29 protein-coding genes and 1 pseudogene are annotated in these 24,847 nt (G+C 68.9%); 16 read left to right on the top strand and 14 right to left on the bottom strand.

Annotated features, from left to right (window positions below):
* The 7 genes from ACIPSE_RS46055 to ACIPSE_RS46025 form a co-directional block, all read right to left on the bottom strand.
* Window positions 1-3,116, bottom strand: a 3,116-nt coding sequence (locus tag ACIPSE_RS46055) for a tetratricopeptide repeat protein (protein WP_401675960.1), incomplete at its 3' end; no start/stop codon positions are given.
* 65 nt (window positions 3,117-3,181) lie between these two features.
* A complete protein-coding gene (locus tag ACIPSE_RS46050; RefSeq protein WP_401675958.1) occupies window positions 3,182-3,511 on the bottom strand; it encodes a trypco2 family protein in 330 nt (109 codons plus the stop codon).
* A gap of 269 nt (window positions 3,512-3,780) precedes the next feature.
* A complete protein-coding gene (locus ACIPSE_RS46045; protein WP_401675956.1) occupies window positions 3,781-3,948 on the bottom strand; it encodes a hypothetical protein in 168 nt (55 codons plus the stop codon).
* A 21-nt stretch (window positions 3,949-3,969) separates the two neighbouring features.
* A complete protein-coding gene (locus ACIPSE_RS46040; protein ID WP_401675954.1) occupies window positions 3,970-4,542 on the bottom strand; it encodes a hypothetical protein in 573 nt (190 codons plus the stop codon).
* 60 nt (window positions 4,543-4,602) lie between these two features.
* Window positions 4,603-5,202 carry a hypothetical protein gene (locus tag ACIPSE_RS46035; protein WP_401675952.1) on the bottom strand — a complete coding sequence of 200 codons (600 nt, stop codon included), beginning with the start codon at window positions 5,200-5,202 and terminating at the stop codon, window positions 4,603-4,605.
* A 224-nt stretch (window positions 5,203-5,426) separates the two neighbouring features.
* Complete coding sequence (locus ACIPSE_RS46030; RefSeq protein ID WP_401675950.1) at window positions 5,427-6,200, bottom strand: calcium-binding protein; 774 nt, start codon at window positions 6,198-6,200, stop codon at window positions 5,427-5,429.
* A gap of 354 nt (window positions 6,201-6,554) precedes the next feature.
* Window positions 6,555-6,716, bottom strand: a complete 162-nt coding sequence (locus tag ACIPSE_RS46025) for a hypothetical protein (RefSeq protein WP_401675948.1) — start codon at window positions 6,714-6,716, stop codon at window positions 6,555-6,557.
* Between the two features lie 250 nt (window positions 6,717-6,966).
* On the opposite strand from ACIPSE_RS46025, the gene ACIPSE_RS46020 reads away from it, so the two are divergent.
* From ACIPSE_RS46020 to ACIPSE_RS45990, 7 genes are all read left to right on the top strand, one after another.
* Window positions 6,967-8,481, top strand: coding sequence for a hypothetical protein (locus tag ACIPSE_RS46020; protein ID WP_401675946.1), 1,515 nt, complete (start codon window positions 6,967-6,969; stop codon window positions 8,479-8,481).
* Between the two features lie 65 nt (window positions 8,482-8,546).
* Window positions 8,547-9,050, top strand: a complete 504-nt coding sequence (locus ACIPSE_RS46015; protein WP_401675945.1) for a hypothetical protein — start codon at window positions 8,547-8,549, stop codon at window positions 9,048-9,050.
* Window positions 9,035-9,358 (top strand): hypothetical protein, encoded by a 324-nt coding sequence (locus ACIPSE_RS46010; protein ID WP_401675943.1) that lies wholly within the window; start codon window positions 9,035-9,037, stop codon window positions 9,356-9,358. The genes ACIPSE_RS46015 and ACIPSE_RS46010 overlap by 16 nt, the downstream gene beginning before the upstream one ends.
* A 107-nt stretch (window positions 9,359-9,465) precedes the next feature.
* A complete protein-coding gene (locus ACIPSE_RS46005; RefSeq protein ID WP_401675941.1) occupies window positions 9,466-10,038 on the top strand; it encodes a hypothetical protein in 573 nt (190 codons plus the stop codon).
* Window positions 10,039-10,690: 652 nt separating this feature from the next.
* Entirely contained in the window at window positions 10,691-10,921 is a 231-nt protein-coding gene (locus ACIPSE_RS46000; RefSeq protein ID WP_401675939.1) for a hypothetical protein, read from the top strand.
* A 137-nt stretch (window positions 10,922-11,058) separates the two neighbouring features.
* Window positions 11,059-11,892 (top strand): sigma-70 family RNA polymerase sigma factor, encoded by an 834-nt coding sequence (locus tag ACIPSE_RS45995; RefSeq protein ID WP_401675938.1) that lies wholly within the window; start codon window positions 11,059-11,061, stop codon window positions 11,890-11,892.
* Complete coding sequence (locus ACIPSE_RS45990; protein ID WP_401675936.1) at window positions 11,889-12,635, top strand: hypothetical protein; 747 nt, start codon at window positions 11,889-11,891, stop codon at window positions 12,633-12,635. Before ACIPSE_RS45995 ends, ACIPSE_RS45990 begins: the two co-directional genes overlap by 4 nt.
* A gap of 111 nt (window positions 12,636-12,746) precedes the next feature.
* Here the strand turns inward: ACIPSE_RS45990 and ACIPSE_RS45985 are convergent, their stop codons facing one another.
* Window positions 12,747-12,947 (bottom strand): hypothetical protein, encoded by a 201-nt coding sequence (locus tag ACIPSE_RS45985; RefSeq protein ID WP_401675934.1) that lies wholly within the window; start codon window positions 12,945-12,947, stop codon window positions 12,747-12,749.
* Between the two features lie 590 nt (window positions 12,948-13,537).
* On the opposite strand from ACIPSE_RS45985, the gene ACIPSE_RS45980 reads away from it, so the two are divergent.
* The 5 genes and pseudogenes from ACIPSE_RS45980 (at window position 13,538) to ACIPSE_RS45960 (ending at window position 18,118) form a co-directional block, all read left to right on the top strand.
* Window positions 13,538-15,091: an RNA-guided endonuclease InsQ/TnpB family protein gene (locus ACIPSE_RS45980; RefSeq protein WP_401675932.1), complete on the top strand. Its 1,554-nt coding sequence runs from the start codon at window positions 13,538-13,540 to the stop codon at window positions 15,089-15,091.
* Between the two features lie 1,159 nt (window positions 15,092-16,250).
* Window positions 16,251-16,559: pseudogene (tpg, locus tag ACIPSE_RS45975) on the top strand (telomere-protecting terminal protein Tpg); the annotation flags it as partial.
* Between the two features lie 35 nt (window positions 16,560-16,594).
* Window positions 16,595-17,500, top strand: coding sequence for an SLATT domain-containing protein (locus ACIPSE_RS45970; protein WP_401675930.1), 906 nt, complete (start codon window positions 16,595-16,597; stop codon window positions 17,498-17,500).
* 58 nt (window positions 17,501-17,558) lie between these two features.
* Window positions 17,559-17,864 (top strand): DUF6247 family protein, encoded by a 306-nt coding sequence (locus ACIPSE_RS45965; protein WP_401675928.1) that lies wholly within the window; start codon window positions 17,559-17,561, stop codon window positions 17,862-17,864.
* Complete coding sequence (locus ACIPSE_RS45960) at window positions 17,861-18,118, top strand: hypothetical protein (RefSeq protein ID WP_401675926.1); 258 nt, start codon at window positions 17,861-17,863, stop codon at window positions 18,116-18,118. Before ACIPSE_RS45965 ends, ACIPSE_RS45960 begins: the two co-directional genes overlap by 4 nt.
* A gap of 35 nt (window positions 18,119-18,153) precedes the next feature.
* On the opposite strand, the gene ACIPSE_RS45955 is transcribed toward ACIPSE_RS45960, so the two are convergent.
* From ACIPSE_RS45955 to ACIPSE_RS45940, 4 genes are all read right to left on the bottom strand, one after another.
* Window positions 18,154-18,813 (bottom strand): hypothetical protein, encoded by a 660-nt coding sequence (locus ACIPSE_RS45955; protein ID WP_401675925.1) that lies wholly within the window; start codon window positions 18,811-18,813, stop codon window positions 18,154-18,156.
* Window positions 18,810-19,445, bottom strand: coding sequence for an RNA polymerase sigma factor (locus ACIPSE_RS45950; RefSeq protein ID WP_401675923.1), 636 nt, complete (start codon window positions 19,443-19,445; stop codon window positions 18,810-18,812). Before ACIPSE_RS45950 ends, ACIPSE_RS45955 begins: the two co-directional genes overlap by 4 nt.
* A gap of 5 nt (window positions 19,446-19,450) precedes the next feature.
* Entirely contained in the window at window positions 19,451-19,759 is a 309-nt protein-coding gene (locus tag ACIPSE_RS45945) for a hypothetical protein (protein ID WP_401675921.1), read from the bottom strand.
* 487 nt (window positions 19,760-20,246) lie between these two features.
* The gene (locus ACIPSE_RS45940; protein ID WP_401675919.1) at window positions 20,247-21,233 is read right to left on the bottom strand and encodes a PIN domain-containing protein; all 987 of its coding nucleotides are present in this window, start codon (window positions 21,231-21,233) and stop codon (window positions 20,247-20,249) included.
* A 103-nt stretch (window positions 21,234-21,336) separates the two neighbouring features.
* On the opposite strand from ACIPSE_RS45940, the gene ACIPSE_RS45935 reads away from it, so the two are divergent.
* Complete coding sequence (locus tag ACIPSE_RS45935; RefSeq protein ID WP_401675917.1) at window positions 21,337-22,209, top strand: PIN domain-containing protein; 873 nt, start codon at window positions 21,337-21,339, stop codon at window positions 22,207-22,209.
* A gap of 499 nt (window positions 22,210-22,708) precedes the next feature.
* Here ACIPSE_RS45935 and ACIPSE_RS45930 read toward each other — a convergent pair whose 3' ends face one another.
* Window positions 22,709-23,047, bottom strand: coding sequence for a hypothetical protein (locus ACIPSE_RS45930; protein ID WP_401675915.1), 339 nt, complete (start codon window positions 23,045-23,047; stop codon window positions 22,709-22,711).
* A 347-nt stretch (window positions 23,048-23,394) separates the two neighbouring features.
* On the opposite strand from ACIPSE_RS45930, the gene ACIPSE_RS45925 reads away from it, so the two are divergent.
* From ACIPSE_RS45925 to ACIPSE_RS45915, 3 genes are all read left to right on the top strand, one after another.
* The gene (locus ACIPSE_RS45925) at window positions 23,395-23,634 is read left to right on the top strand and encodes a hypothetical protein (RefSeq protein WP_401675913.1); all 240 of its coding nucleotides are present in this window, start codon (window positions 23,395-23,397) and stop codon (window positions 23,632-23,634) included.
* Window positions 23,631-23,786 carry a DUF6233 domain-containing protein gene (locus ACIPSE_RS45920; RefSeq protein WP_401675911.1) on the top strand — a complete coding sequence of 52 codons (156 nt, stop codon included), beginning with the start codon at window positions 23,631-23,633 and terminating at the stop codon, window positions 23,784-23,786. The genes ACIPSE_RS45925 and ACIPSE_RS45920 overlap by 4 nt, the downstream gene beginning before the upstream one ends.
* Before the next feature lie 534 nt (window positions 23,787-24,320).
* Window positions 24,321-24,530 (top strand): hypothetical protein, encoded by a 210-nt coding sequence (locus ACIPSE_RS45915; RefSeq protein WP_401675909.1) that lies wholly within the window; start codon window positions 24,321-24,323, stop codon window positions 24,528-24,530.
* A gap of 56 nt (window positions 24,531-24,586) precedes the next feature.
* On the opposite strand, the gene ACIPSE_RS45910 is transcribed toward ACIPSE_RS45915, so the two are convergent.
* Entirely contained in the window at window positions 24,587-24,799 is a 213-nt protein-coding gene (locus ACIPSE_RS45910; protein ID WP_401675907.1) for a hypothetical protein, read from the bottom strand.
* Between the last annotated feature and the right edge of the window lie 48 nt (window positions 24,800-24,847).

The raw sequence follows: 24,847 nt of genomic DNA, 5'->3' as shown, positions 1-24,847 counted from the left end.
AGCCGACGGTAGACCACGACGGCTTCGCTGATCGCTTCCAATGCCTCCTCCCGGCTGCCCAGCTCGCCCAGCCGGTTGGAGAGGTTGTTCAGGCTTGAGGCGAGGTTGGGCAGGAAGGCGTCGGGCCGTTGCTCCGCCAGCCGACGTTGGATGGTCACGGCTTCGGCGCTTGCCTCCAGTGCCTTCTCCCGGCTGCCCAGCTCGCCCAGCCGGTTGGAGAGGTTGTTCAGGCCTGAGGCGAGGTTGGGCAGGAAGGCGTCGGGCCGTTGCTCCGCCAGCCGACGTTGGATGGTCACGGCTTCGGCGCTTGCCTCCAGTGCCTTCTCCCGGCTGCCCAGCTCGCCCAGCCGGTTGGAGAGGTTGTTCAGGCCTGAGGCGAGGTTGGGCAGGAAGGCGTCGGGCCGTTGCTCCGCCAGCCGACGTTGGATGGTCACGGCTTCGGCGCTTGCCTCCAGTGCCTTCTCCCGGCTGCCCAGCTCGCCCAGCCGGATAGAGAGGTTGTTCAGGCCTGAGGCGAGATTGGGCAGGAAGGCGTCGGGCCGTTGCTCCGCCAGCCGACGGTAGACCACGACGGCTTCGCTGATCGCTTCCAATGCCTCCTCCCGGCTGCCCAGCTCGCCCAGCCGGACAGACAGGTTGTTCAGGCTCATGGCGAGGTCGGGCAGGAAGGCGTCGGGCCGTTGCTCCGCCAGCCGACGTTGGATGGTCACGGCTTCGGCGCTTGCCTCCAGTGCCTTCTCCCGGCTGCCCAGCTCGCCCAGGTCGACAGAGAGGTTGTTCAGGCTTGAGGCGAGGTTGGGCAGGAAGGCGTCGGGCCGTTGCTCCGCCAGCCGACGGTAGACCACGACGGCTTCGCTGATCGCTTCCAATGCCTCCTCCCGGCTGCCCAGCTCGCCCAGCCGGACAGACAGGTTGTTCAGGCTCATGGCGAGGTCGGGCAAACGCTCTGCGTTGTGCTGCGCGGTGTGGCGGTGGTGGTCGGTGATGCGCTGGGCGAGGTGTGCCGCCCAGTTCGCGAGGCGATGGCTTGTTCGGGGGAGGTCGTCTGCCAGTTGCTCCAGCAGTTCCTGTGAGGTTCCCGGAGCGTTGCTGATCTGCTGGAGTGCGGTGAGGAGGGGTGCGGGGGCTTCGGCCTGGGTGGTCACCGTGATCGCGGCCGGGGCGAGGGTTGTCGCCTGCTCTACACACAGGAGGGTGAGGTGTGGGTCGAGGCGGTGGTCGAAGACGGTGTGGGTGGCGGTGCGCGCGTAGACAGTCAGCAGTTGTTGGGCCTGTTCCTGGGTGAGGTCGCGGGCCAGGTGGTGTGCCAGCTCGGGGTGGTCGTCGAGCTGGTGGCCGATGAAGTGTTCGGCTAGCCGGTCGGGCTGCAAGGTGTCCCACGGCCGTCCGGGCACGGTGGGCGGGTAGAGAGAAGTGATCCATTCCCGGACTGAGCGGCGTGCGTCGTGGGGCTGGTCGTGCAGGCCGGGCACCTGCTGCAGGAGAGTGTCGGCTTGTTCGCGGGTGGCGGCGCCGACGAGGAAGGCCGCGGTGAGGGCGTCGGTCAGGGTGCCTGTGCCCGGCAGTTGCGGGGTGCGGGTGGCGGCGCTCGTGGTCCAGTAGTGGCGTTCGTGGAGCAGCAGCCGGTCTTCGACGCTCTGCCCGGGCCCGGGACTGGCCGCGGTGGGGGTGGTCGGGCTGTGGGGTGGTTGGGCGAGGTCGAGGAGGTCGGCGAGTGCGGTCATGTGCAGGGTCAGGGCGGTCAGCGGGCCGCTGCTGTCCAACACCATGGATGAACCGGTCTGGTCCGGCCGGCTGGTGAGGCGGTGTGCGAGGTCGGGCCAGTCGTGGTCTTCCCAGCCGCGGGTGTCGGGCAGGTGGCGGGCGAAGCCGTCGACGGCTTCTTCGTAGGCCAGAGCGCGGGAGTTGCCGGGCTCGGGTTCCAGCGGGGGAAGGGACAGTACGGGGGTGCCGTCCAGGATGTCGGCCCCGGTGGGGGTTGCCGCGTGCAGGGCGGTCCACCAGTCACCAGCAGTGCGGGCCAGCAGGAGCAGTTTGAACGGCGTGTTTCCCGGGTGGCGGGCGGCGGTCTTCAGCAGTGTGGCCAGCTGGGCGGTGCGGGTTTCGGCGTAGTCGACGACCACAAGCGCCGGGACGGCGGCGTCCGCGAGTACGGCGAGTTCCTCGAAATTTGTGTCAGCGCGGAGCCAAAGGACCGCCCAGCGCTGTGTGTTCTGCCGGTCGGTGAAGTGCTGGGCCAGGCGGGTCTTGCCCTGTCCTCCCGGCCCGTGCAGCAGCAGGGCGCCGAAGCCCGGCTCGCCGGCCCATGCCGCGAGCTGGTCGAGGAGGGTGGTGCGGCCGCGGAACGGGACGACCTGGCGGCGGGCGCGCAGCAGGGCGGCGGGGGAGCGGAGGGGACCGGTGGCAGGTTCGGGGGGTTCGGCCAGGTCCTGCCATTCGACCGGCTCCTGCACCAGGCCGATGCCCGCCCTGTGTTCGGCGAGCGCGCTGCGGAAGCCTGGCTCGTGCAGGAGGACGTAGGCGGGGACCGCTTCCAGAACACTGTGCCGGCGGCCGGCCGGGTCGCTGGTGACGACCCCGGCCAGCAGGCCGCCGCAGAACAGGGCCGCCCCCGACATACCGCCCCACGGGGAGGTGCCGTCCGTGCGGGCGGCGGGGGGATGGTGGGTGAGGTTCATGACGTACCGGTTGCCGACGCGGCGGTCCCCGGGATTGATCGTCCCCGACAACTGCAGAGTGTCCGTGGCCCGCCCGTCCTGCTGCACCACCTCAGGCACACCCCACACCTCGCATACGGTGCCCGGACGCTGGGTCACCAGCCGCCCCCACCGCACCCCCGCCACCGGCACCAGCCCGACGGCGTCCGCGCTGTCAGCCGCGTCTGCGCGGGCTGTGCTGTCCGTGCGGAGCAGTGCGGCGTCGTCCCGGCCGCCGGGCGTGCCCCGCCAGACGACCACGGCCTGCCACGAATCCGGCCGCCCGGGCCGGTACACCCGCACCGTGCCGCCCACCGGCGGCACGACATGAGCCGACGTCAGCACCAGCCCGCCCGCGATCACATACCCCGAGCCCGGCCCCGCCGGCCCGTCCACGGCGACAACCTGCTCCCACTCCACCCCTGATCCCCCGCCTCAACCACCCGACCACTCCCGGCATCTGCCCCTATCCGGCCCCCGCCGGGTCAGGGCTCGATGTACCCGGACACATCCCCAGGACCCGACGCACGTTCCTGGCTTCCGTGCACGAGGATGTCCCCGCCGCCGGGCTGCTGCGGCGTCAGCGCGAGCTTCACCCGGTGCGTGCGCACCCGCCCCGCACCCGCCTCCACATCACCGGTCACCACCCACGCCCGGAACCCGGCCTTCGCCTTCGCATCCGCCCGCAACTCCACAGCGAACTCCAGCTCCACCGGCCCCACCTTGAACGCCAGATCCTGCCCCGCACCCCGGGCCGCGGCCTCCAGCAACTCATCCCTGAGCGCCGCCACCGCATCCACCAGCTTGATCTCCACCCACAACCCCCTCCACCGACCACCGGCACACTCCGGGCAGAGGACTACGGGCCCCCGCCGCCAGGTCACTCACCGTAGGAGAAGACATGCACACGGTGCAGCCGGTTGCCGTATCCCGCCCCTGCCGCCGTCCTCACCCACCCACGCACGCCCAAACGCTGACCGCACCCGGCGGAGCACTCAACGAACGTGCTGCGCCGCCGGGGGAAGCTGTGCCACCGTAAGGGTGGGCCCGTCGCTTACCCCCGTAGCGGCGGGCCCGACCTGTGTCAGCGGGCCAGAGTGACCGTGAGCGGGATGTCGGGACAGTAGCCGAGCTGTCCGGCCAGGGCGGTCTTCTCCACCGGGTCGATCGACTGCCCCCAGCGGGCTTTCACTGCGACCCAGTCGGTGTTGTAGGCGCAGGTGTTGCCCGCGTCCTGAGGCGCACTGCTCAACTCGCCGAGTAAGCCGCTCAGTCACACGTGTCTGCGACGAGGCGTTCCGAGGAGCTGGTCGGCCGCAACGAAGCGGTGCTCCGTCGGCTTCAGTACGTCGTAGAGGTGGCCGAAGTACACCGTCTCCGCCGTCCCTGTGAGAACCGCCAGCAAAAAGGCCAAGCACCCCATGTCGTGGTGCTCCCACAGGGGTCCGCGCCCCTCGTTGTAGAGCACGGTCCACTCGTCGGGGTGCTGGCCGGCCCGCATCAGCCAGTACAGGAACGCCCCCGTGCCCTCCTCGAATCCCCACGGCAGGACCCGCGCCCCCGCTTCCAGCAGCCCGGCAGGCTTCGCCTCGAACTCCCACAGGCCGGCCAGGATCTCGTCCCGTTCCGTCCTCTGCGCGTGCAGGTCGCAGTCGCTGTAGGCGGAATCGGGGACGAGCAGCCAGATCGTGTCGTCGAAGATGCCGTCGCCGTACGTCTCGACGAGCCGCTTGTAGTCAGCGGGCAGAGCCGTGCCCATGGCGCGCTCGGCCTGCGCCCAGTTCACCGTGGGCGGCGGTTCGACGGGCGGCGGGCAGAGCCGGACGAGGGCATCGAGGGCGATCATGGAACGGACGCTACTGGCACCCCGGCCGGTGCCCGTGGGCGGGCGGCCAGGTGCCAGCCGTCATTGCGCCCGGGCCGCGCGGCGCCGCACCCACCAGGACAGGCGCGGTGCCGTGGCCGCGCGGACGGCCTGACCGAACGCCTCCAGGGCGGCCTCGAGGCGCTCGGCGTTCTCCACGTCCCCGCAGGCGCTGAGCAGTTGCTCGGTGGTGGCGGCGACGGCGGCGTCGGTGGAGCGCATCAACGGGGCCGCCGCTGATGCGGCCCGGCTGAGCGGTTCCCGTACCGCGGCCGCGTTCTGCTTGCTCGCCCGCCGGTCCCAACTCAGCAGTTCCGCCGCCTGCCCCATCCCCACCTGCGCGCTCAGATGGTCCGGGCCGCCGGCGATTTTCGCCAGGGCGGCACCACCGAAGAACCCGAGCGTGGCCAGCAGGAACGACCGCGCCCGCTCAGCCGGGCCTTCCCACAGCAGACGGTTCGCGGCGGCCGCACCCCGCAGTTCGGCGACCGCCACCGTCAACGCGTCAGCCTGCACCCGCAGGGCACCGATCTCCTCCTGCTGGTCCTGGCGGTTGCGGGCGCGGGCGGTCAGCCACGACGCGAGGACGGCGATGACCACCCCGGACACGAGCGAGCTGGCCAACTCGATCAACTTCTCCATGGCCGAAGGCTGGCCACTGAACCGCCCCGGAGGCAGGGCCGTTGCGCACCTGCCGCACAACCCGCACACATCGGTTGCCCCAGGTCACCCCGGAGAGCGAACGTCACCTCAGCCGCCATCGGCCGGGTTCCTCGGTCTGAGACCGGCCGCGGAAAGCGACGTTGAGGCTGCGCAGGCGTGGTCCTGGCTGCCGTTTCCACGGCCGGTGTCGGTGTGTCTGTCGGCTACTTCGTGTCGACGTAGTCGCCGGTGGCCTTGGCGGAGGCCGTCGTGGTGGTGCCCGCGAAGGCGTAGCGCCAGTACCCGTCGGCGGAGGCAGTGACCGTGGTCCGCAGAGTGCCTGTGCTGCTTGTCGTGACGGTCTTGACCGTGGTGTAGGTGCTGGTTCCCGCCTTGCGGAACTGCAGCTTCACCGACTGGCCGGCGTAGCCGTGGTAGGCGTTGTCGTCCCAGTTGGCCCGGCTGAGCTTGCCGGTGACGGCGAGGGTCTTGCCCTTGGTCACCGGTTCGGGCGAGGCGTCGGTCGTGAGCTTGGCGTAGCGCTTGACGTAGAACTTGTCGTCGTTGTTCCGGGTCACGACGTCGTGGTCCTTGGAGCTGACCTCCAAATACGTGTTCCAGGCCCCCGCCTGAGCGTTGCCCATTCCGACGCGGCCCGCCGCGGATCCAGGGTCCATGCGGAAGCTCAGCGAGCAGGTGGCGGTGGTGGCGTTGACGGTCTTGCAGCCCAGGTTGTCGTGGTAGCCGAATCCTGTGGCGGTGGTCATGCTCCAGATGTCGGCGTAGGCCGCGTTGATCCCGGAGCTGTCCGTGGCGGTGACCGCCACGGTGAAAGTCTTCAACTGCGTCGTACCGACCACGACGGTCTTACCGCCGTTGATCGACACCTTGGTGATCTTAAGATCTCCGTCCCCGGACGCGGCTCCGGCAGCCGGAGCGGTCAGGACCGAGAACGCCGCAGCGCACGGCAGCGCGATGCCGACGGCGAACTTGCGCACGAAACCCCCCACGGGTCAGGCCCACCGTCTGGTTCATGGCGGTGGGGTGAACAGGTGTGCGGAGTGTATGGGGTGCGTGCGCAGACCGATTGCGGCAGGGCAGTGCTGGTGCGCTCACGATGAACCGGTGCGGCCGGACGATGGCCGACGGCGGGGCAGTCACATGGTTCGAGGCGTTGTCGGTGCCAGGATCCGACTTCCTGCCCGCCCGTAGGTTCGACGAACTGCAGTCGCCCACCGATAGTGACGTCCGAACGCCGTAGCCGCGCCGACCGGGTCCGATAGCGCAGTCAAAGGCCCTATCCGTGGCGCGGGCAATGATCCAAGGAAGGAAGCCGGACGGGAAACCGTCGCTCAGTCGGGGTCAGTCCCCGCATCAGGGGATGTGCCGTCGTTCTGGTGATGGGGTGCGCGTGGGGTGCGGCGGGTTCGGAGCCAGCGCCAGGCGAGGGTGGTGGCGGTCAGGGCGAGGCCGGCGGTGAAGTTGGCGAGGAACTGCAGGGCGACGTCGGCCATGGTTCAACCCGTCTGCGCGCAGGTCATACGACCGGGGGATGTGCAGGTGTTTCGGCCCGGGGGCCTCACGGGTGCGGACATGCTGGATCTTCTCCCTGCAGGTGAACGGGCCGGCGAGTCCGGCGGACGGTGGAGCGTTCACTGTGCGGGGGCCGCAATTTGTGCCGCTAGAGGAAAGAACCGCAGCTCAGGACGGAAACAATGGAAAGAATTCCGGACTGTGAAACAACCTGCGGCCGGGGGACATGCTGTGTCGGAACCGACGGACCGTCAGGGAGAGCCGCCCGGTCGAGGGCTGGCGCGCAGCGGACCGGGACGGCCGCGCAAGGCGCTGCCGCGCTCGATGCCGCAGGCTCAGCAGGACTTCGCCGACGTGATGCGCGATCAGGTCTTCAATCCGCTGCGGGCCGCAGGCTGGCCGCTGGAGAAGATCAGCCGCAGGCTCAGCGAGGACGGCGCGGCCGGCTTCAGTACCCCGACGCTGAGCCGGATCGCCAGCGGACAGCGGATCCCGCAGCCGCAGGTACTGGAAGCGATCCTGGATCTGGTGGGTGAGGTCGCAGGGCAGCCCGTGCCCCGCGCCGCGCGCCAGGAACTGGACGCCTTGCGGCTGCGAGCGCTCGCGGTGGCCTCCCCAGGCCGCTACCGCACGGAAATCCTGGAACACGACAACCGTCGTCTGCGTACGGAACGCGACCGCCTCTACCACCTGCACACCGGCTCCCCGGACGCCCCCGCTCCGCAACAGGACGCTTCTGGCGATGACGAAGCAGAGGATGCCGTCGCGGAAGAGGCAGGGGCCGAGCTGCTGCCGCCGCCGGTGCGGACGCTGCGCGCCGACACCGTCGTCCACATCGCCGACGTCATCGCCGCGGGCATCACCCTGCCGGCACGCATGATGACGCCCGAACCCGCGGAACCCGTGACCATCCTGGGGGTGCTGCAGGAGATCGACGACGTCCTGCAGCACTCCGCCCGCGCCCTGCACCGCGCCCTGGCCGCCGACACAGAAGACCAGCCGCCCGACCACCCCACCCCGCCCGCGCCGCCGGCACCTGCCGCGGTCATCGCGCCTTCCTACGACGAGCCCGGGACGCTGCGCCCCGCGCAGACCGGCTGCGCGCCCGCGGTCGTCGGCCTGCTCGTGGTGGCAGTCCTGGTCCTGGCCTACCTGTACCTGCTGCCCCTGCTCGACAAGGACCGCACGGGCGACACCGCAACACCCACAGCGTCCGAGACCGTCACGGCCACCACCACCCGTGACCCGCAGCCGTCGGACACTCCCCGCCCCGGACTGACCCCCACCCCCGACACCGGCACGGACGGTGATCCCGGCCCTGGTCCCTCGAAGACGAAAGAGGACAGCAGCCAGACCAGCACAGGCCCCACCATCACCTTCACCAGCCCCTCCACCGACCAGGAACAAGGCCCCGTACTGGGCGGCTGGGGCGTGAACGCCTCACCGCGCCTGGACGCCGCGGACTGCTCCCAGCCGATCGTCTTCACCCTCAGCGCCGCCGCCCAGCGCCCGGGAGCCGTGCAGTACACGTGGCATCCCGACGACCGGCTGATCGCCCGCGGAGTGCAGGACCGTCCCGGGACGATGACCTTCACCACCACCAACGAGCAGCACGACGAATTCACCGTCCAGCTCACCGGCACCCAGCCCGGCGAACGCGTCCAGGGCGGCATGACCGTGGAAGTCACCTCGCCCGACGCCAACCGCGGCACCTCCGGCGACGTCTTCGACATCACCTGCGCCTGACGAAGTCAACGGACCTGCCCCAAGCCCACCACCCGACGCCGACCGGCATCGGGTAGATGTCCTTTGTGTGGCAGCAGTTCGATGGTGAGATCGCTTCTGTGAAGAGGATCATGAAGCTTGCCGTCACGACGGTGTTCACCGCCTCGCTGTTGTCGGGAACGGCAGGAGCTGCCCCGATGCCTCAGGAACCGCACCCCTGGGACAAGCGGGCCAAATGCCAGGCGGACGACCCGGACCAGCGGCACATCGTCACCCGCTACGGCAACTCAGAGCTGGGCTGGCACCACTTCACCAGCCGTCACAACATCAAGAAGTGCTCCACCATCTCTGCGGCCCTCAGGGGCAATGTCGACCGGGACGACCACCACGGACACCTGGAGTACGACGGCGTCGTGTTCGAGACGGGCGTACAGAGGCCTCGGCAGGTGAAGTTCACCGTGGTCGTGCAGTACACGCGGAAGACCACGGACGGACGCTACGATGCCGGGCGCGGTCAGAAGATCGGCGTGATCACGGCGTACTGCCACAACCAGCCGGGGAACAAGTGTCCAGCATGGGCCAAGATGTGAACCCTCCCGAGCAGGACCTCGAGGTGGCCACCGGCCGCCTCCTCGAGATCGTCCGCTCCTTCGTGACCACGCACGTGTCGTGGAAGCCGCTGTGCACCGGCGCGGTCATCACCGGGCAGGACCGCATGCGTCTGTACTTCCGCTCGCCCGAACGGGACCTCACCTACGGCGTGGACGTGCTGATCAGCCACACCGGCCCCGGGCTCCTGGGTGCCCTGGCCTCCCCGGCGTACCTGGCGAACGAGCATCTGCACCAGCCCTCCGACGACCCGCACTGTGACGTGATCGTGGACTGCACCACGTACTGAGACGCAGCCGCCCCGGCCGTGCCTGGTGCTCTGCGCAGTGCTGCCGGGTGGGCTTCAGGGATCGGGTGTGTAATGGGTGAAGGGTGGTCCGGGCGGAGAGCAGAGCCATGAGCGACCGCGCGCACGATCCCCGACTGCTGGCTGCAGGAACCACGGCGGTCTGGAAGGCACCCCAGTGGGGTGCCCAGGTCCCGCCGCGGGTGGTGTTTCCCGGCTACGGCAGGCCGATCGGTCCCGAGCAGCGGGAAGCGGAGCTGACGCGGTTCGTCGGCTACATGACGGCGAGAAGGTGGGCCGAAGCCCACCGCATGCCCGGCGCTGTGCTCCTGGCCCGTGTCCAGCGCGCCGACGGTGGCACGGCCGTCGCCGTGGGCGCGACCGGTGTCGCGGCCGGTGCGACGGTGGGCGGTGTCGGGCTCCTGGGCGTACTGGGCGGCATCGCCATGATCTTCTTCGGGGTGGTCCTGACCGTCACGATCATCGGCGCGCTTGTCGGCCTCCCTATGATCGCGGCAGGGGCGGCCATGCTCACCGGGGGCACCGTGGCAACTGCCGCCGGAGGTGCGATCGGCACGGTAGGCATGGCGGCCGGGGTCAGCGGCGCCGCATCCCACGATCAGACGCTGCAAGTCCACGTATGGATCGATGAGACGGGACGCATCTTCACCAGGGGAGCTTGAGCCCTGTCCGGCTGCGGCGCCGGCTCCGTTCAGGACACAGTCGCCCTGGAGGCCGGCCCGGTCCCGCGCCCTGTAACCGGTGTGACCGACCGGTTTCTTGGGATCGGAGAAGGGGCGTAGGGGCCTGCTGTGAACTGGCAGGCTGGGCGCGGGGAAGGTGCCGGGGACACGGCCGGGGCCGGTTGTCGGTGGCGTGGGCTACGGTCGGTTCCGTGACCGCCGTTCCCGCCTGACCCATTCGCCGGGTCAGGCAGGAACGGTTGCTGCTCGCCCCTTGGTTGAGCTCGGCACAGGGGCGGGCCCTTCCGGATGGAAGGCCGACACCGAGGGTGCCTGGTCTTCCATTGACGTCTGTGCGGCGCCGGATTGCAAGGAAAACCGGGAACTTCTCACCACACGGTGTACGACGTGCTCGTTCTTGGAGCACGGGGCGGTCAGGTCCGTGCGGTGGGCGGGCGGGATCGAAGTTCATTGTTCCGTAAATAGGCGATCACATGGTGTAGCAACTTGTGTGGCGGCCATGCTGGTTGGCCTTCCCGCTGGACGGATTCGGCACCCGTCCGGCCGGGGAGTCCTGCCGGCGTCCGGATGGGCTGGCAGGACCGGAGAGCAGCGAAGTTCTCCGGGCCGACCAACCTTGAGGGAGTACGTCTTGGAGTTCCGACGCAGAGGGCTCGTGATCGTCGCTGTCGCGGTGACGGTGTTCGCGTGGAGCCTGATGATGACCATGGCCGGCCATCTCGAGGCGGTGGTGACGCTGGCGCCGGCGCTGGGGGTGACGGTGCAGCAAATCGTTGTCGCCCTGCGCCCCCAGCCCCAGACCGGCGCCGGCACCGGCCGGGTGGAGGAAGTGGCAGGCCGTGAGGAGGACGGCGCACCGTGACCCCCTCCGATCCGCCTGCTCACGGCGGTCTGCCGGGCACCCCTGACGGGGTGTCCGGCACGTTCCGCCCGTACGATCCGCCACGCAATCATCCGGCTGCTCAACGGCCGGGGCCGGGGCGGCCGCTGGGACCGATCGTGGACGGCTGCGACACGGCGCACTGCGCCTGGCTCGAGCCGGTACGCGAGGCGTACCAGCGGTCCCCGCTGACGATGAAGACGCTCAGTCCGCGCCTGCACATCGCCACGTCGAAGATCTCCGAGCTGCTGAGCGGCCGCCTGTATCCGCGCTGGGAACTCCTCCAGGCGCTGGCGGCCGAACTCAGCCTGCCGGCCGGGCCGTTGTACCGGCTGTGGCGCCAGGCCGCACCGGACATCCGCCGCAAGTCCCGCTCCTGGCAGGAGCAGCCCCCCGTAGCCGTCGCCGTCCGTCCCGCCCCACCCATGGACCACACCGCGTTCCGCGCGCTGACCGAGGCCGGCTACGACTTCTACGCCAGCGTCTTCCTGCCCGACCCGCAGCGCGACGCCGCGGTCCGGGACACCTACGACCAGCTCTGGCTGTCCTGGAACAAGGCCCTGGCCAGCGCCGACACCCGCCGTCACGCATGGGAGGTGCTGCGCACCAGCGTCATGTCCCGCACCCCGCACATCGACGGCCGCCCGCAGTTCACGCACGCCGCCTTCGACACCGTCGCGCTGCGCGACCTGTCGGGACCCGAGCAGATCGAGGCCGCCACCGCGCAGCTCACCGAGACCGAGGCCCTGTTCAGGGCGATGAGCCGACTGCCCGGCCACCAGCTCGACGTCGTCGTCCTGCGCTCCCTGGGCGGGATCGCCATGAAGCAGGTCAGCGACCTTCTCGGCCTGCCCCTGGCCACCGTGCGCTCCGACGAACGCCATGCCACCCGTTTCCTGGACAGCATCCTGTGCAGCGACTCGCCGCCCGATCCGGAAGGAAACCCCTCGTGACCCGTATCGAAGACATCCTGTCGCGCGCCCTGCTGGCCCGTGACCGCCAGGTGCCCCCCGACGTCATCCCCACCACCCCCACCCTCCCCCAGCCCGAACCGGAAACAACCGTCACTCAGGGCGGGGCTGCCGAAGCCGCCCAAGACCTCAGGGCCCTGTGCGAGACCGTCGTCTCCCACACCTCCTCCGCCGACGTCGCCGACTTCGTCACCGACCAGGTCCCCGGCCCCCGCAGCGCCCTCGCCCTGGCCTGCGTCATGCAACTCACCGACACCGACGACGGCGCCCGCTTCTGGTGGCAGTACGCCGCTGGCGCCGGCCAGAGCGCCGCCGCCTACTGCCTCTACCTCCACCACCTGTCCAACGGTGAAACAGACATCGCCGACTGGTGGCAGCAGCAGACCGACGCCACCGCGGCCACCGTGCCCACCGACGACATCCGCGACCAGACCCCGGCCTGCGAAAAGGAATGGGCACCGGCCAACCACCGCCTCGGCGAGTTCCCCACCACCATGCTGCGCGTCCTGCGCCAGCTCGCCCGAAGCCACCACCGCGCCACACCCGTCACCGGCCTGATGGCCTACCTTCCGACCGCGGTCGACGTGGGCTACCTCCGCCACGACTTCGAACTCCCCCTGCCGGGCCCCGGCTTCGCCCGCCGCGTCAACTCCCTGCTCCGTGACGACGCCCACGCCCGATGCGACGTCCTGGAACGGGCTGCCACGCACGTCTGCACTCAGTGACGGGCCCACAGCACCGCTGCTGCGACGCCGGCCCGGGCACACCGTGTGCAAGAGCGCCGCCCCTGCCCCAGAGGAGCGGGGACGGCGCCCTCGGCGCGTTTGCGGCGGCTGTCAGACGAAGCCCAGCGCTGCAAGGGTGGTCAAGGACAGTCCCATGGAGACGGCGAAAGCGCCTCCTGCGGACAGGACGGCCTCGGCCAGCGACGCGCCCGTGGTGTGGGTGAGGATGCCAGCACCAGTGGCAACGATTATGGAGACCAGAGCACAGATCACTACAAGCAGCACCTTGGTGCTGAATGACGTTGTGGACATCGGCCCGGAGACCCTTCCGGTGGCCGGCTCCGGGTGCAACGGCACTCAGCCCGACCACCACGTTCGTGTACGTGGGATCTTGCTGAGGCCGTGCCGACGTTCACTGCTCTCGATGCCTTGCCAGGGCCATGCTGTGGCTGTTCATCCCGATACGCTCGGAGGGGTTCAGTGGGCTTCCGAGGCGAACTTCCTCGATGCATCAGCCACGGGCTTCGCATAGGCCTTCCAGACAACGCGCAATGAGGCTCAAGCCCGCTTCGGGGCGCCTTGTTGTCGGCCGACCTGGGATACGTCGGAAGTCCCAAGCTCGCGCGCGTCGCACTGCTCGCACTGTAGTACAAGGACGACGCATCAACCCCGTTGGCACGCAGGCGTGTTCAGACCAACACCCAGACCGTCGTGCCTCGCGCGGCTTCGGCAAGCACCAGAGTCTCAGGCATCCCAGCCACTGCTCCCACAGGAAGTATCGCGACCGGGACCAGCCGTCCGGTACTGAGCTGAATGAGCAGGTCAGGTCCGGTTGTCAGTGGCAGTCTCTACAGTCCTCCAACAGTGCCGACAGCGAGTCGAGTTGAGAGGGGGTGGGCCGGGTGGAGCAGGAGGTGCTGAGGGCTTTCAAGTTCACGCTCGATCCCACCCCTGCCCAGGTGGAGGCGCTGTCCCGGCATGCCGGGGCGGCCCGGTGGGCGTTCAACCATGCGCTCGGTGTGAAGGTCGCCGCGCACCAGCAGTGGCGGCGCGAGGTCCAGGTCCTCGTCGACCAGGGCGTGCCGGAGACTGAGGCGCGTAAGAAGGTGCGGGTGCCGGTGCCGACGAAGCCGGCGATCCAGAAGCATCTGAACCAGATCAAGGGCGACTCCCGCCAAGGCGGCCTTGCCGAGGGAGTGTTCGGCCCTGAGCGGCCGTGTCCGTGGTGGCATGAGGTGAACACCTACGCGTTCCAGTCCGCGTTCATCGACGCGGACCGGGCGTGGACGAACTGGCTGGACTCCCTGCGCGGGGCCCGGGCCGGACGCCCGGTGGGCTACCCGCGGTTCAAGAAGAAGGGCCGCGCGCGGGAGGCGTTCCGCCTCCACCACGATGTGAAGCGGCCCGGGATCCGGCTGGAAGGGCACCGCCGACTGCTGCTGCCCCGGATCGGCACGGTGCGGCTGCACGACGCCGCCCGCCGCATGGCCCGCCTGATCGGCCGCGGCGAGGCCGTGGTGCAGTCGGTGACCGTCTCCCGGGCCGGCCACCGCTGGTACGCCTCAGTGCTGTGCAAGGTCACCACCGACCTGCCCGACCGGCCCACCCGACGCCAGCAGGACCGCGGCCGGGTCGGCGTCGACCTCGGCGTCAAGCACCTCGCGGTCCTCTCCCAGCCCCTGAACCCCGGCGACGACGCCAGCAGGTTCGTAGCGAACCCGCGCCATGTCCGCCAGGCCGAACACCGCCTGGCCAAAGCCCAAAAAGCCCTAGCCCGCACCCAAAAGGGCTCCGCACGCAGAACCAAGGCACGCCAACGGGTGGCCCGGCTCCACCACGACGTCGCCGTGCGCCGCAGCACCGTCCTGCACGCCATGACCAAACAACTCGCCACCCGGTTCGCCGAGATCGCCATCGAGGACCTCAACGTCGCCGGAATGACCCGCACCGCCCGCGGCACCCTCGACAAAACCGGCCGCCGCGTCAAACAGAAAGCCGGCCTGAACCGGGCCATCCTCGACACCTCACCCGGAGAGCTGCGCCGCCAGCTCACCTACAAGACCTGCTGGTACGGCTCCACCCTCGCAGTCCTGGACCGCTGGTGGCCCTCCAGCAAGACCTGCTCCGCCTGCGGGTGGCAAAACCCACGCCTCACGCTCGCGGACAGGACGTTCCACTGCACCAACTGCACCCTCACCCTCAACCGGGACCTCAACGCCGCAAGCAACATCGCGGCCCACGCCGTCCCGGTTGACCGACCTGTCGCCCCTGGTAGAGGGGAGACACAAAACGCCCGCGGAGCCCCCACAAGACCGCCCGGCCCACGGGCCGGACGGCAGGAGGCGATGAAACGGGAAGACACCGACCCACCCGGGCCGGTGCCACCTCAGCGGAGCAACCCGCTGACGCTCCTCACCCGCAACAGCGCAGGACACGAAACGGCAAAGCGGCCCTGACACCGCAGCTCACGAAGCGTCCGGCCCGTACGCGCGAGGAGCGACCGATGCCGTCCGGCTTCGTGTTCGCCGTGGCTGTGTCCGGCCCGTACGCGCGAGGAGCGACCGTACGACTTCATGGTCGAAGGGCCCTCCCAGACGTCCGGCCCGTACACGCGAGGAGCAACCGGGCATCGCGTCGACGCTGCAGGCGCAGAAGGCGTCCGGCGCTTAGGCGTGGGGAGCGCCCGTTCGCAGCTCCGGAGGCCGATACGGATGGATGGTCCGGCCCGTTGGTGTAGGAAGCGCCTGTCGCGCAAGCAGCAGGTTTGCCTCGGCGCTGAGTCCGGCCTGCACGCGTGAGGAGTGGTCGTTGTGGACATGTTCGCCAAGACGTCACTACACATCTGCCGATGCCGGTAGATGGCTCGGCTTCAGGCCCCGGGCGGCTGGCTGGAGGGCGTGGCTTGAATTGGCGGGCTGGTCCAGCTGCTGGCGGCGCCCGGTTGCCAGACCTGCGGGGTCGGCCGAACATGATCGGCTGCCTGACAGGCGCGAGACCGGGCTAGGTGACGGGTGGATCCAGGTCGCGTGGGGTGGGGTGCTACCTGACGTCAGGTAGCACCCCGCAATCCGTATGGCTATCAACGCGGGCCGGTGGCTGTGAGAGTCACGGACTGGTCGGTGCTTGTTCGGTCGGGTGTGCGCGTCGTGTGGTCTTCGCTGCGACTGGTTGGCTGCAGGCTCCGTCTCGGGCCTGGAGCTGATGACGGCGCTGCGCCCGCCGACGAAGCCGGAGCGCGATCCGGAGACCGGCAACTGGGTCTCCGGCTACAACCCCGGCAGCCTGGGGACGGAGCCGATGGACCCGGCGCCGCCGGAGGCCACCGCCGAACACCCCGTCGTCGTGCAGTCCGGCTGGACGGGCGGGTTCCTCAACGAGGAGGCGCACCAGTGGGTGCGGCCGGTGGACACGCTCTCCGATGAGGAGTGCATGCTGCCCTTCGCGGTCGGCCTGGACCTCAACACCGCGTTCCTTGCCGCCACGGCCCGCCTGGTCGTCGGCCTGTCCGCACCGGACCACTTCCACGCCCCGACGTTCAATCCGAAGATCCCCGGCTCCTGGCTGGTCGATCTGTCCCACATCGAGCTGGATGCGCGCCTGCCCTCGCCGTTCACGCCGCAGCGCCGACAGCGCCATGCGGCCACCACCGGCGGGATCACCGTGGAGACCAGGGCCCGCTTCGGCTACACCGCGCCCATCGGCACCACCGACGACGGACGGTTCCGGCGACTGACCGTGCACCTTCCCCCGGAGTACGCCCGCCACCTGTTCAACGCCCGCGAGGCGGGCTCCAGCGACCAGGAGATGCGCGGAATCATCTCCGAAGGGCTTAAGGAGGTCTATTTTCAGGACGGCGGCGGCCGCGCCATGGGACTGTCAGATGTGGAGATCAACGACATCAACTACTTGGATCTCGACTATTAACCGAGGCAGTCGACTACCGAAGAGCAAGGGGTATCGTGACCGGCAGTGCGGACGGAAACTCCAACTGGGTCACCTTACCGGGCGGCGACGAAAACTGGAGGGTTCGGCAAGCAATTCACGCAATTCGCCGCAATATTCAGAAAAAGAAGCGACTGCTTCGCATTCTTAAGATCAGATCTGCTCTTGGGGCGACCGCAGGAACGATCGCGCCTCTATCACTCCTTTCCGGTATCGCCATCTCCGTTGAGCTGAACCGCCGGGGTCTCGGACCGGTTGCCGGTACCGCAACCGCAGTATGGCTACCTCTCCTGCTGTCCAGCATTGCGGTACTAATCTGGCTCTCCTTCACCGATGTGACTGTTCCATCGGTGAACAACACCAGGCTGATCGTTGATCGCGAGGATGTGGAGCAAGAACTAGCCCTCCTGCTGGATCAATTTCACTTCCTCAGTGCTCAGACACGCTCCTCGGTCACTGAACAGCGGGCTTTGTACCGCGAGAACATCCGTGAAGTGATCGATGAATATGCGACGCTGAGCCGGAGATACCGCCGACGGCACAACGCCTTGCACGCTCTGGTCACCATTGGATCCGCCAGTATCGCCGCAGTTGCAGCCCTCGACCCCGGCTTGAACTGGCAGAAGAAGGTGATTATCGGCATCAGCTTTGTCGTCACCTGCGCCTCTGGATTCAGCGGGTACTACAAGTTCCGTGAACGAAGCTACTTCCTTCAGCAGAGCGCGGATGCTGTCGAAGAGGAACTGAACGCGGCACTGCTCGGAGTCGGCGAGTACAGCGACTTCAGTCCGCAGCAGAATGAAGAGTTGCTAGCTCGGTTCGCACAGCGCGTTGAAGCCCTCCGGAACGAGCAACGGCGACGGCAACAGCAGCTTGACCAGCCAGCAGAACAGAGCACTTCCACCCAGCAACCTCAGCAGTAGGACAACCGCAGAGCGGCCTCGCGAATACGGTGGCCATAGACCCTGCCGGGAGGACAAGATGAGCGCGCAGCCCGACCATGCACCCACCACTGTCCACGCCCCCGCGCCCGGGGCGCCGGCCGAACTGCTCGCCCAGCTGCGCGCCGACAAGCGCGCGGACCGCTGGGTGCCGGCCTTCGAGCACGAGTGGGCGGCCGCCCTCGAGGAATCCCGCCGCACGTTCTCCCTCGCCAGGCTGTACGAGGTCGTCCCGGACTGGCAGGGCCGCCTCGCGCACGCCCCGGCGGTCGACGCGTTCGTCGCCTCCGGCTACGACGACAGTGACGCCGTCGACCTGGCGGAGCTCCGCCTCCGTCGCGGGTGAGCCCGGCGCCGTACGCGGTCCGCGTCTCCGCCCCGGCCGCCAAGGTCCTCGACTCCCTGCCCGAGCACGCAGTGGACACCCTGTGGGACATCCTTGCCGCGGCCGCCGCCGATCCGTGGGGCTTCCGGCGGTTCGACACCGACGACGAGGGCGAGGACGTTCGCTACGCGGCTGTCAGCCAGCTCTCCGTCACCTTCTGGGTCAACCGGCACCTGCGCAGCCTGACGGTCCTGAACATCGTCTGGCTCGGATAGCCACGCCGGCACGACGCGTCCATATCTGCTGGTGTTCACCGCCGCCGTAACGTGTATCCACCCTCCTCGCTGCGACGGGCGAGAGCGGTAGCGATGCCTCGTTCCACGGCGAGGCGCCAGATGGCACCGGCCGTCAGAACCCGGGCGGCATACCGGTGGTACTCAGCGACGGCTTCTGGTGGGCAACCCGGCCGGGTCGGGCAGGTGGGGCGTGCGGCGGGATAGCGATCGCGCCACTCACGGAGGAAACCGACGGCTTCCTTACTGGTGTCCCAGCAGCCGGCCTTCACGGTGTTCACCAGGTCGGCGGGAAGATCGACGGTCATCTTGTCCGGCCAGTTTCCATTCGCGGAGCCGGGCCATCGACCCCGAGACTGGCCGGGCAGCGGGCCCCACGTCCGTTCTTGCCACCCCCGGGATGCGATCTCCTGGACCAGCCCGACCATCACGAGCGCGCGCTTGCTGTCGATGAGACGGCCCTGCAGGCGCAGCTGCTCCTTCTCGATGTCCAGACGCCCCTTGCGCGCCGCGCGTGCTCGGGCAGTCAGCGTTCCGGTGTCGCTCATACCCGCCGTGCGGGTGCGAGCGGCCTCGGCAACGAAGTACGACTGAAGGTCGGCAAGCTTGCGCAAAGTGCCATCGGGCAAGCAGATGTTGACGGCTTTCAAGCCGATGACACCGGGGGATGGGATCACGTTTCATCCTCCGGTGTCGTCACGGCGGAGCGGGGGTCCTCGGCATAGAGTTCGCGCAGTCGCCGCAGGCCGCGTGTGCGGTACTTGCGGACGGCCGGCTCCGGGATCCTCATCACACGGGCCGCCTCGGCGCTCGACATCTCCCCGAGGTAGACCAACTCGATGACCTTGCGCATCATGGGGGCCAGACTGGTGATCTTGCGCCGCAGTTCCTCGCGCATCAGGATGTCGGCGACGATCTCCTCCGACGAACGCTCCAGACTGTTCAGCCGATCCTCGCATCGCAGGGGATCGAGTTCCGCTTGCCCTCCGACCAGGACTTCCCGCCGTCGTCGGGCGGCGTCGCGCCAGTGGTCGACGACAGCGTTCTTGGCCATCGCCCGCAGGTACGCCAGCACCTGCCCGGACTCCAGCGGGCGATCGACCCTGATGTACCGGATAGCGACGTCGTTCAGGACCTGCTCGACGTCCTCAGCCGGGAGATGCGTCCAAAGCATCCTCCGCAGATGAGACCTGTGCGTGATGAACTCGCTCAAGCGCTCTTCGCGCCCCGATGAGCTGGCCGCGCGCAGGGCCGGAGCCCTGCCCGCATCTGCGGGCAGGGCTCCGGCCGACTGATCGTCGGTGGACACGGCGATCAGCTGTACCGGGAGCGCAGCTTGCCGTGCTGACGGGTAAGGACCACCCGCTCGGGCATCAGGGCGGCGAGCGCGCTTCCGATGCGCCGGACCGCCCTGCATACGAGGTCGATGGCCGCCAGCGCGACGGCGACGGCCATCGCGCCCTCGAGCGAATTGCTCCAGTCCACGCTGTCCTGCACGATCCGCAGGATCTCGATCACGATGACCGTGACCTGGACGCCGCGCTGGCGGTGGCGCTGCCACGGCCCCCCGTGCTCTACACAGGCGGCCGCCTGCACCGCACTGTTGAGCGTCTTCTTGCCCATGAACGTCTTCCCTCGGTTGAAACCGTTCCGCGAGGCCGGGAGCCGCTGGTGGTTCTGGGAAGGAACCCGGTCCGCGAATTTGGACCGAACTGAACCACACGCAAAGGGGAGTTGTCATGATCTGGGACAGCTCGGGGGCAAGTTTGAACATGGCTGGCCACAGGACGCTTAGCCGTGAGTCGGGCTACCCAGCCCGTCGGAAAACAGTGGTGGACGGCACACTGCCTTCACGAAAGTTAAACGGGCCCGCCGCCTCAACTCTTCCCAAAGCGGCAGCGGCGGGACCCGGAGGGAAGACGTACTCCGGGGAGTACAAGTCTTCGGCCTCTATGACGACCCACCCACCCACCCTGGGTGACGCTGAAGTGGCCTAGGTCACACGGTAATGAACGACTCTCGTCATTGACTTCGTTCACTGCCCCTGAAAAGGCTTCCGCCCGCACACAAAGGTCAGGCAACCTTCGCTCCGGCCGCCGCCGCACTGCGGCTATCCCCAAGACGGCACCGTGATCTGCACGTTGGTCCTGCCGATCTGCCATCTGCCGGGCTCCGCTTGATGGAAGGCGGGGAAGCGGTGCAGGAGCCGCCCCAGCCCATCCATCTGTCGGCGGTGCGGCGTCTGCACCGCGGCCGGGAGCGCGGCAAGGATGTCGGTCCGGGTCATCGGCTGAGGCGCGCGGGCGAGCAGCCGGGCGACCTGCGACAGCACGTCATCTCCCGCGGTGCCGCGTTGTGCCTGGGTCCAGCCGGGCTTGTGGAGCTCGTACTGGCCGTACGGCTCGCTCAGGACCGTCAAGGCCCCCGTGCCGAACCGGGCGAGTTTCGCGCGGGTCTCGGTGAACCGAGAGCGGTTGAGGTAGGCGTAGAAGACAGCGCCGGCCGCCGCGATGCCGGTAGCCACGGGGTGGGCGCGGGCGAGGCGGGCAGCGCCGTACAGGCTGTAGCCGGTCCCCACGATCACGGCGCTGCTGCCCTCCATGCCGGCTTCCGCCTGACCGATCCGCCCCAGGACGGCCCGTACGTCTCGCCACTTCGGTACGGCGACGCCGTGGCGGATCAGGTCGGGGTCTTCGGCGAACAGCACGACGGGCGCGAGGACTCCGGCAAGCTGGAGAATGCCGACGTCGCTGAGGTCCTCCTGGGCGAGCTTGTCGGCGGCCTCGGTCATGGGCAGCCCGTTCACGTCAACGACGTGCAGCAGCGGTACGTACTGCTGCCACCACAGCCGCTCCGCCGTCTCGAGGTCGAAGGCGCCGCCCTCGCGTTTGCGGTCGGCCAGCACGCGGGGGACCTCCGCCCACACGTAGTGCGGGATGAAACCGCGCAGCGTGCCGTGCTGCATTCCGGCGAGGATCGAGGACGGCTGGCCCCGCTTCAGCGCCGCGGTGACGTCCGAGGTGAGAACCGAGGTGTCGAAGACCCCGAGCCGTAAGCCACTGCCGGTCAACGGCAGGGGAGAGGCGCTGCTGTCCATGATGGGAGCGTAAGCCTCCACCAGGGCCTTGGTGCACGGGTTTTCCCCAGTAAAGGAACACGGACGGGGCCGGGATGTCAGTGGGGTGGACCATCATCGGTGCATGCCGCCGAAGAAGCCCCTCCCGCCCACGTACAAAGAGCGCCTCCTGATGCAGCTCGACGCGATCGAGAGTGACTACGTCGCCGTCCTTGAGGCATCCGACACCGAGTACGTGGACTCCATCGTCATCACCGCAGCGAACTGGGAGTGGGCACCGAGCGGCCCCGAACTGGAAATGCAGCGAATGGACCTGCTGCGCCGTCTGCGCGACTGGAAGCCGCGATTCCTCCTGCTGTACCCGCACCCGACGACCGAGACGGCGGAGAAACTCAAGGACAGCCTGGAGCTCCTGGAGCGCTGGCTGCTCCGCGACCAGACATGGCAGGACTACTCCATCCCGCAGTACATCCCCCACGCGGTGAAACTCCTTCGGGCGTCGGTGAAACAACTGCGCGGTCTCACCGACCTGCTGCCGACGGATCCGTGGCCGGTACGGCTGACCGTCGACACCAACGCGCTGATCGACAATCCCGACCTCGCCGCCTACACCGGCCAGATCGGTCCGCGCTACATGGCGCACCTGCTGCCGGTCGTACTGCGCGAACTCGACGACAAGAAGCGCGCTGGCCGCATTGACGCCTTGCGCGAGGCAGCCAAGAAGGCCGACCGACGTCTGAAGGGACTGCGCAACAACGGCGACGTCACCCTCGGAGTCAGGGTCGCCGGCGACGTCCACGCCATCTTCGAGTACATCGAGCCCAAGTCCGACGCGCTGCCCGACTGGCTCGACCTGGACGTCCCGGACGACCGGTTCATCGCCTCGACACTGCTCCTGCAGTCCCGCCACCCCGGCTCCGCCTGGTACGTCGCCACCAGCGACATCAACCTCCAGACCAAACTGCACGCCGTCGCCCTGCCGTTCGTCGAGCCCTGACCTTACGCAGACCGCCCGGCAGGGTATGAGGGCTGTAAAACTCACACCCCGTTTTCCCAGGTGAACGGGGTGAGCTGTGAGGTGGAGCTCGCGGCCGCGCTTCCGCACGCCCTGGACCGGCCCGCCGACGCGCACGACATCGCGCGTGCCAGTCGGTGAACTGCATGACCGAGACCAGCGCCAACTGGCCCGGCGACCACGCTGGCTCGGGCGTCGGCTCGTTCGTAGGCTCGGCCGTCGGTGACGGCTCGACCGTCGGCTTCACGGTGGGCGACGGGCTCGTCGGCACGGTCGACGGCGAGCTGGAGGGCGTCGGGGTCGTGCCGCCGCCGGAGGAGTCGTTGCCGAGGGCGGACACGGCGAGCAGCACTCCGGCCGCGAGGACCAGGAACGCGGCGAGCCGCTTGATGGACTGGGGGAGCGAGAAACGCATGGAAGTGCCTTCCGTACGGGAGTTGAGGCGCGGAAGGTGCCTCACCGCCACGGCTTGTGTCGCGCCCTACTTCGTGAGCCTCACGGGCGGCTTCACGACGGGCGCGGCGGGCACCTTCGGCGCCGTGGGGGCCTTCGCGGTGGGCGTCTTCGGCTGCGGCTTCTGGCCGGTGGTCCGGGACGTGCCGGTGCCCGCGGCCGAGGTGGCGGCGCCCGTGTACGGCAGGCACGTCACCGGGTCCGTCGTGCCCACGACGGCCGCCGGGCAGGCGCGGGACGTGCTGTCGCGCTCGGTGTCGACGAGAGCAGCCGCGGCCAGCGCGATCAGGGCGAACGTGACGGCCATGAAGGCGCCGATCATGATGGGGGCGAACAGGCTGGGGCGGGTCTTCGGCGAGGTGTTCACGGTGTGGCTTCCAGACGCAGGGATGAGGCCGCGGATCGTGGAGGCGGGTGCGGCCTTGCGTCGCGTGCCGCCGAACCGGGTTGCCGTACGGGGTGCGCGCCGGCCAGGGTCGGCTCACGCACGGTGCCGCGCATCACCTGTGGAGCGAGGCGGGGGCGCGCCCAAGGGCCCGCCACGATCACCGCCTCCGGTGCCCCGAGGGGTTCGAGTCCCCTGCGGTAGCCGTGCGCCTATCGTGGCCGTATGCCGCCCGCCGTCCCGCCTCCGCCCGAGGTGCTGGTCATCCTCCCGGACGGCCAGGAGCTCCGCGGGCTTCTGCGGGAGCACCGTCAGCTCCCGAACGGCCAATGGCGGTACCTGGTCTGCACTCGGCCTGGGCCAGCGTCGACGGCGAGAGCGTCGAGCCCCGCAAGTACCGGGTGTGGCTGACCCCGGGGGAGCAGGTCCAGCCGATCGAGGGCGTCTCCTACGACCAGGTCCCCCGGCATCCGCTCCCCGCGGAGCGAGCGGCAGCGGGCGGGACGACAGCCAGGACGGATGGAAACTCCAGCGGATCCGCCCGCGCAACGGCCGCCCCGGGGCCGTGATCCTGCACGCGGCGGGCTGCGAGGACGCGCCCAAGGGCGACCCCGCGATGGACGTCCTCGAGGCGCTCGACTACGCGCGTATGCCCGGGGTCATCCTGTGCAAGGAGTGCGGCGTACCGGAGTTCCTCGACAGGTTCCTGGACCCCTCGTAGTCCGAGAAGGAGCACCGGGCGCGGGTATCCCCGGCCTCATGTGGGATCGCAGGCGTCTCCTCTTCCGAACAAACCCCGAATAAACATCGGACGCGGTGTACAACCCCAATCGGCTTCGATGTGATTTGCGCCACACTCGACCGTGTTGGGGGCGCGAACAAGTGACCAGGATGCCCTCGGCAGAAGAATCCCGCCCATGTCAAGTCCGCAGGTCAGACGCGATATCACGTTTACTCCGTACGGCGTCCGAGATCGCTGACTCCGCGTCGCCGAGTCCGGCGGTCATCCCAGTTCGGACCGCTTTTTACCTCACTGCGGAAGGCTCTTCGAAACGGCCACCGCCATCCCATTGATTGGGTGAATGTCACAAGTCGACAAGTCACTACAGGGCCCAAACCAACATGTCAGACGCGGTGTTCGGCATGGTGCACTCTGTGCGTAGCGGTCTTCCGGCCGCACACGGAAGGGGCCGCCCCGTTGCGGGAGGCGACCCCTGTGTTTCCGTGCACGCACGTGTACACCGGAGAGTTCAGCATGACACGTAACAACCCGCCTCCCGGCACGGGAACGGACTGGTTCCGGGCCCGACGGGTGCCGCGTACAACCCTGTGGTCGTACAGCGCGGTGGCCCTAATCGGCGCGGATCTCGCCGGATGGCTCCCCCAGGGGCAAGCCGTCGGCATCGCGGTGATCTCGGCCGGGACCATGGCCCTGGCCCGGGAGATCTTCTACCGAGCCGGATGACCGACGGGGGAGGGCGGCGTCTCCAGCGAGGCGCCGCCCTCCCCCGCGAAGAGCCGTCAGAGGTAGAGGAAGACGCCCTCAATCTCCGCGGCGAAGAAACCGCCGTAGAGCCGATCGCCGGTGAGCACGGCTCGGGGACGGCGACCGTTGACGACGACGTCGAGCTGAACGACGTCACCGGCGGCGGCAGCGCTGGAAAAGACAATGCGACGGCCGGAATCGGCAGTAGCGTTGGAGACCATGTAGGTACGGGTGGTGCTCAGGGCCATGTGCCTGACCTTCCGGTCTGAGGAGGGCAGCGTTCGACCGCGCGGCCC

The sequence above is a fragment of the Streptomyces sp. NPDC090106 genome (genome assembly GCF_044747265.1).
Taxonomy (GTDB): domain Bacteria; phylum Actinomycetota; class Actinomycetes; order Streptomycetales; family Streptomycetaceae; genus Streptomyces.
This window is presented reverse-complemented; position numbering and strand designations above follow the sequence as displayed.

Excerpts from the sequence above, each read along its gene's own strand:
- ACIPSE_RS46040 (WP_401675954.1), bottom strand. The coding sequence starts at position 4,542 with ATGATCGCCCTCGATGCCCTCGTCCGGCTCTGCCCGCCGCCCGTCGAA.
- ACIPSE_RS46035 (WP_401675952.1), bottom strand. The coding sequence starts at position 5,202 with ATGGAGAAGTTGATCGAGTTGGCCAGCTCGCTCGTGTCCGGGGTGGTC.
- ACIPSE_RS46025 (WP_401675948.1), bottom strand. The coding sequence starts at position 6,716 with ATGGCCGACGTCGCCCTGCAGTTCCTCGCCAACTTCACCGCCGGCCTC.
- ACIPSE_RS46010 (WP_401675943.1), top strand. The coding sequence starts at position 9,035 with ATGGGCCAAGATGTGAACCCTCCCGAGCAGGACCTCGAGGTGGCCACC.
- ACIPSE_RS46005 (WP_401675941.1), top strand. The coding sequence starts at position 9,466 with ATGAGCGACCGCGCGCACGATCCCCGACTGCTGGCTGCAGGAACCACG.
- ACIPSE_RS45985 (WP_401675934.1), bottom strand. The coding sequence starts at position 12,947 with ATGTCCACAACGTCATTCAGCACCAAGGTGCTGCTTGTAGTGATCTGT.
- ACIPSE_RS45965 (WP_401675928.1), top strand. The coding sequence starts at position 17,559 with ATGAGCGCGCAGCCCGACCATGCACCCACCACTGTCCACGCCCCCGCG.
- ACIPSE_RS45945 (WP_401675921.1), bottom strand. The coding sequence starts at position 19,759 with ATGGGCAAGAAGACGCTCAACAGTGCGGTGCAGGCGGCCGCCTGTGTA.
- ACIPSE_RS45940 (WP_401675919.1), bottom strand. The coding sequence starts at position 21,233 with ATGGACAGCAGCGCCTCTCCCCTGCCGTTGACCGGCAGTGGCTTACGG.
- ACIPSE_RS45935 (WP_401675917.1), top strand. The coding sequence starts at position 21,337 with ATGCCGCCGAAGAAGCCCCTCCCGCCCACGTACAAAGAGCGCCTCCTG.
- ACIPSE_RS45925 (WP_401675913.1), top strand. The coding sequence starts at position 23,395 with ATGGCGGTACCTGGTCTGCACTCGGCCTGGGCCAGCGTCGACGGCGAG.
- ACIPSE_RS45915 (WP_401675909.1), top strand. The coding sequence starts at position 24,321 with ATGACACGTAACAACCCGCCTCCCGGCACGGGAACGGACTGGTTCCGG.
- ACIPSE_RS45910 (WP_401675907.1), bottom strand. The coding sequence starts at position 24,799 with ATGGCCCTGAGCACCACCCGTACCTACATGGTCTCCAACGCTACTGCC.